General features: G+C 52.7%; 2 protein-coding genes. Both read left to right on the top strand.

Going from position 1 to position 6,457, the window contains the following annotated elements; all coding sequences use genetic code 11:
- Positions 1-5,379, top strand: a 5,379-nt coding sequence (locus FP815_13305) for a hypothetical protein (GenBank protein ID MBA3015902.1), incomplete at its 5' end; no start/stop codon positions are given.
- Between the two features lie 387 nt (positions 5,380-5,766).
- On the top strand, positions 5,767-6,363 hold the full coding sequence (locus FP815_13300; GenBank protein ID MBA3015901.1) for a DUF1566 domain-containing protein: 597 nt from the start codon (positions 5,767-5,769) through the stop codon (positions 6,361-6,363).
- Positions 6,364-6,457: the final 94 nt, after the last annotated feature.

Raw genomic sequence — 6,457 nt, 5'->3', positions numbered from 1 at the left:
TGTGTCGGTTGTCACGGCAGCATCAGCCATACGACTTACACCCACGCCACCACGGTTGCAGGATCTATTGAATGTACTGACTGTCATACAGCAACTGCCGGTACGGCAAGTGGTGTTCCGGTTAATCCATCAAGCAACAAGGTCCATGACGCCTGTACCACCTGTCATAGCGCCACCGGAGCCTTGAAGGCATTAGCCGAAGCAAATGACCCGGCCACTAAGGCTACAGTGATCGCGATGGCGTCTGGCAACTGCGTTGTGTGTCACGGTTCGGTGAGTCATACGGATATGCCGCATGATGTTCGGGTATCAGGTTCTGCTGATTGTATTGGTTGTCATACTGCGACTGCCGGTACGGTAAGCGGAATCCCGGTTAATCCTGCTGCCAATAAAGTCCATGATGCTTGTACCACCTGTCATACCTCCACTGGCGCCTTGAAGAGCGTCGCTGTGGCGAACGACCCGGCTACCGCAGCCACGGTCATCGCTATGACGACAGGAAACTGTGTTACCTGCCACGGCGCCATTAGTCATACAACCTATACCCATGCGCTTACGGTTGGCAATTCCAGCGAATGTACCGGTTGCCATACGGCGACTGCTGGTACGGCAAGTGGAGTGCCAGTTAATCCGTCTAACAATAAGGTTCATGACGCGTGTACAACGTGTCATACTTCCAGCGGCGCCTTGAAGAGCGTAGTTGAGGCCAACGACCCGGCCACCGCCGCTACAGTTACCGCCATGCCTGCAACTGGTAACTGCGTGGGTTGTCATGGCAGTGTAACTCACACGACTTACACCCATGTACTCACCATTGCTGGTTCAAGTGAATGTACAGGTTGTCATACGGCAACTGCTGGCACAGCAAGTGGAGCGCCGGTAGATCTCGCCAACAATAAGGTTCATGACGCCTGCACCACCTGTCATAGCGCCACGGGCGCCTTAAAGAGCGTAGCCGCAGCCAATGATCCGGCAACTGCAGCATCAGTTATCGCCATGGCGGCTGGTAATTGTGTGGGTTGTCATGGTCAGTACTTTGTCAGCCATGCCAATGCCAATCATGTTGCTCTTGTTTCCATGGCGACTAATTGCGCGGATTGTCACACTGGAAACGCCGGGACAACGACTACTGCTCCGGTTAATGGTGCTAATAATAAGATCCATGATGCCTGTTCCTCATGTCATGATGCCAACGGTGTGTTGAAGGTGGCCTATGGCCGTGCCCAGGCTATGCCGAACGGTGGCGCCGGTTCCAATAACGGCGGCGGTACCTGTGAGGCTTGTCATACTTTGGGCTTCAACGGCTTCCACCAGGCAGTTGCGCATACCACCATGGTGGCGTCTTACGTCAACTGTTCCACCTGTCATACGGCAGTGGGTAATACGGTTAGTCCTAGCGATCCGAAGGTTCATGACTCCTGTTCTGCCTGTCATGGCTTGAACGGTCGTCTGATTGGATCGGCTTCCGGTAAGAATGGCGGCGATAACGGTGGCACCAACGGTGGTGGTAACTGCTTCATCTGCCATGGTGAGTATTTTAACAGTCATACTCATGCTCACACTGTAACGCAGACTGCTAATGATAAGTCCCAAGCAGCGCCTGGTTCGCTGTGCAGTACCTGTCATATTCCGAGCCCGAGTGGCCTTACCACTTGGGCCTCGGTCTATGCCGAGCATCTGGGTGTTTGCAGCACGTGTCACAGTAGCGTTCGAGCCGAGGTTATTACCGCGATCTCAGTTAAGGCTAACCCGACTGCGTGCCTGTCCTGTCATTCTGCAAAGACCTCCCCTGCCACCCATGGCGGCCATGATGCCACTCACTTTGCTACCCATGCCAGCTGCAGTGGATGTCATAGCGATGGCGGCCTGGGCGTGGTTGCTGGTATTCACAAGAATAGCTGCACCATGTGTCATGCCACAGCTTCCGGCGGCACAGGCACAGCCAAGGTTGGCGTCAACGGTGATGGCAACGCACTCCTCGGCATCGGCGCTGCGCCGCACGCCAGTGTTACCTGCCTGACCTGTCATAATGTTGCCAATGTCAATGTCACTCCGGCTTCCATCGGTGGTATCCACCATAACAATACCGGAAGCGTCACGTATAATGCCAGTAACTGTATTGCTTGCCATGCCAATTCAGATCATGTGAATCTGGTTAAAGATACACCTGCTAACTGTAAGGGCTGCCACAGTTTGACTCCTGCCCTTGCTGGCAAGGCGGCTCCAGTTGCTGCTGGCGATCCCAAAGTCCATGACGATTGTACCACCTGTCATCGGATTGTTGCTGCTCCTGCCTATAACGGCACGTTGGTGACAGCGCCCGGTACCAAGGGCGTCACCACCATGAATCCTGGTACGGCAGCGACTAATGATGGAGGAGGTAACTGCGTCCAGTGTCATACTGCAACCAAGAAGGCCATGCACCATACCAGCTCCCTGACCACGGCTGGTACCTGTCAGTCCTGTCACGATGGTACGGTCGCAACTGGTGTTGGTCCTGCGTCTCCATCGCAGCTTGCCTGTAAGACCTGTCATGTCAATATTAACAACGAAACCGGCCAGATTGTGGTTTACAGTCTGAGGCTTGGTAATGGCAATGGTCTGCGGCCGACCAAGTTGACCAATATCAAGGGGACTACCGCCGGTGTTACAACTGCCGGTGTGGTTACCTCGCACACCATTGCCGGGGTAACCGGCAGTGCGATCAACGACTACCGGATGTGTTTTGATTGCCATGGTGGCAGAGTCTACAATAATGGAGTGCGTCAGGCCCCGGTGGTCGCGCCTTTCCATGGCTTCCCAGGTTCTGTTGTCAGGGGGAGCATTGTCGATAAGGTCTGGTGGGATTCTACCGCTATCGCAGGGTACACCCGCAAGCCCGTTCTTGCTGGTGGTCTCTATAACGGGGTTGCCGCCGGTGCTGTCGGCTCTGCGACCGAAGGTGGCTGGGGTTCCGGTGTTAATGCCATGCCGATCAATGAGGCGAGTGGTAATGCTCTGCCGCTTGTATTCCAGTTCTATCATCCGGGCCATCGTAATTTTAAACGGTTCTCAACCCCGGGGACAGCTCAGGGCTACCCGATGAATAACGCTCTGACTGGTCGTAACGCTGCTACGCGTACTAATAACGCTCGCCTGTATTATGGTTCTTCCGGTCATTGGGCCAATGCTTCTGCGGTTGTCTCCAATAACTCGGTCATCAACTTGGCGCTTCGGAGTTGGTTTGACAGCACGACATCGGCCTTCCCAACTACCGGTCAGCCTTACCCGGCAGTACAGCCTGGCGCAGAAAAAATGGGTTATGGTGGTTCCGCTGTGGCAACGCAATACACCACAGCAGCTACCAGTTCTACGGCTGGTGGCCAGTGGGCGACCAAGGGGTATACCCTCTCCTTCACTGCCCCGTACACTCGATTCAATGTGGCTAATAAGCCTGCTGACACCACACAGATCCCGTACTTCACCGCCTTGGCATCACCCAATGATCGGGTGTTCGTCAACTCGGCCGAGGTCAATGCTAGCGGTCAACTGATAGTCATTGCCAAAAATGATCAGGGGTGTGGTCTGCTTTCCGTTACTACCCAGCCGGGCGCTGTCAATCGTGGGGCCATGACTCTTAACTCTATTACCGGTTACTGCGAGAAGACTGTAGCTGGTATTGCTCCGATCCCCACCACTGTGGATGTTCGGAGCACCGGTACCGGTGCTCCGAGTGTGCTCGGATTCCCGGTGGTGAATAATGCCTTGAATCCTGGCGCCATCGCCCTTTCTGCCTCCACTTATTCGGTGGGGGAGGCTGGCGGAACCGTGACCGTCACGGTCACTCGTAATGGCGGTAGTGGAGCAGTGGCGGTTAATTATGTAACCTCAAACGGGACTGCTGCGGCAGGTTCCGATTATACCGCTACTTCCGGTACCCTCAACTGGGCTGACGGTGATACCACGGCTAAAACCTTCAACATCAGTATCATTAATGATGCAATCACTGAAGCCAATGAAACCGTTAATATCACCCTGTCTGGAAATACCGGAGGAGCTACCCTTGGTTCACCGAGTACGGCAGTGTTGACCATTATTGATGATGATCAGCCAGGTACTGTGAATATTACTACCACCAGCGCCTCGGTGAGTGAAGCGGTCGGTGCGGTGATTATTAGCGCCAGCCGGACCGCAGGCTCTGCTGGTGCGGTTACTGCCACAGTCACAGCCAGTGGCACGGCGAGTAACGGCGCTGACTATACCCTGTCAAGCACGGTATTTAGCTGGGCTTCCGGCGATACGGCCGACAAGGCCATCACCATCAACGTGGTAGACGATGCGCTAACAGAGACTTCAGAGACGGTGATCCTGACGGTTACCAGCACCACCGGCGGATTGGTTAACGGCACTAATCTTACCGTAACCACTACCATTGTTGATAATGACAGTCCGGGAACGGTGAATATAACCACCACCGATGCCTCGGTGAGCGAAGCGGTCGGTGCGGTAATTATTACCGCCAGCCGGACCGGTGGCTCTGTGGGTGCGGTTACTGCTACGGTCACTGCTACTGGCACAGCGAGTAATGGGGCTGACTATACACTTTCAAGCTCAGTATTTAGCTGGGCTGCAGGTGATAGTGCCAATAAAACCATCACTATCAACGTGGTGGATGATGCGGTAACTGAGTCGTCGGAGACAATAATTCTGACGGTTACCAGCACTACCGGCGGTTTGGTCAATGGCGCTGATGTGACGGTCACCACTACTATTACCGATAATGACGCACCTGCCTGGACCAATTACGAGTATCATATGAACACCGGGACTGGCACTGATCTCGGCACAAATGGTTCTGACAATCTTGATACTGGCAGTGTCGGAGCCAGCTTAACAGCGACCAACACCACCAACGAGTTCCGGGATCTAGCGGAGCAGACCGCCATTGGCAGTGGAACAGAGTCCGGAACTACTCGTAACCGTATCCGTTCTGGTGCTGCCTTTACCGGCACATGGGAATATGCCAGGGTCTACACTCCGGCCTACGGCACGGCCACTACAATTGCGGCAAATGCTACGGCCAGGGTAAGCGCCTATTTGGCCAATGCTGCCACTAGTGGTGATTTTGTGAAGGTTGATATTTACGAGTACAATAATACCACTGGCTTTGTCGGTGGCGTTAAGGGTACCGCAACCGTTAATATGGCCAACACTACCGCCAGCCAGCAGGTCAATCTTACCCTGAACAATCCTCAATTTAACGTAGCCAGTGGCAATCGGGTTGTGTTAGTCATCAGCTTTACAGATAATGGCAGTGGTCGTCCGGCTCTGTTGTGGGGCTCAACTTTTAGCACTACACCGAGCGGCCCGACTTACTTCACCCTGAGTGAAGGCAATTGATGGCAGTGGATTATTAATGATTAATCGCCGTGTGATGGAAGGTCCTGATAAAACCTTCCATCACAAAATCATGTTTGGTCCTTGGTGGTCTCAAGCAAATGTACTGTGTGACGTCTATGCTCGAATGACCATCGGGCATCCTAAAGGTTATGGATTTCTGTGTAAAAGCATTGTGGGAAGGACGTATTTTGAAACTTGATAATTGGTATGTTTGAAGTATTGCTGTTAGCAGGTCACACCATCGTGATACGATGGTTAAACAAGAGTTAGCTAATTCCTGACCGGTGTGAAGCAGGAAATAAATGTTTTGTGCGACAGCATTTTTATGGAAAGAATAATCTTTTTTAGTATACTCACTAATATATAACAAATGATGAGGCGACTGGTATGAATACAAAAAAAGCAATAATTTCTCTGGCTGTCGTGGCCTTTATAGCAATTGGATCATTAAGCGCCATGGCGGGTGGGACTATCAGCTTGCCGAAGACCGGTCAAACCAGCTGCTATGATAATGGTGGTGTTAAGATTGACTGCGCTGGCACTGGGATGAACGGTGAAACTCAGATCGGTGAGGCCTGGCCTGAGCCGCGTTTCGAGGCAAATGGCGAGTGCGTAACTGATAACTTAACCGGTTTGGTGTGGGCCAGAAATGCCAATTTGCCCAATGGACCGATGCCGTGGCAGGATGCGCTCAATTGGGTCACGGCGATGAATGCCAAGGGAGGGCTCTGTGGCCAGACCGACTGGCGCCTGCCGAACATAGTTGAATTGGGTTTGCTGCCCAATAAGGAAATGGCTGATTCTGCCGCCTGGCTGAATACCCAAGGCTTCGAGAATGTCGAAGGGTACAACTACTGGTCTTCCACAACCCGTGCTAATCACCTGGAACACGCATGGCGAGTGCAGATGAACTTTGGCTATTGGCTTGGTTCAGGGAAATTGGTTAATGCTTACGTTTGGCCGGTTCGTGGTGGCGAAAAGTAGTATTTAGAGATTAGGAAGATGTAAGTGTATTGACTGGTATATATGAAATTGATTAGTTGCATGGTGTGAGATCATCAGACAGTAAGGCTTATTA

This window comes from Desulfobulbaceae bacterium, from assembly GCA_013792005.1.
Taxonomy (GTDB): domain Bacteria; phylum Desulfobacterota; class Desulfobulbia; order Desulfobulbales; family VMSU01; genus VMSU01.
The sequence above is the reverse complement of the archived record's forward strand: the minus strand, read 5'-3'. Positions and strand labels throughout refer to the sequence as shown.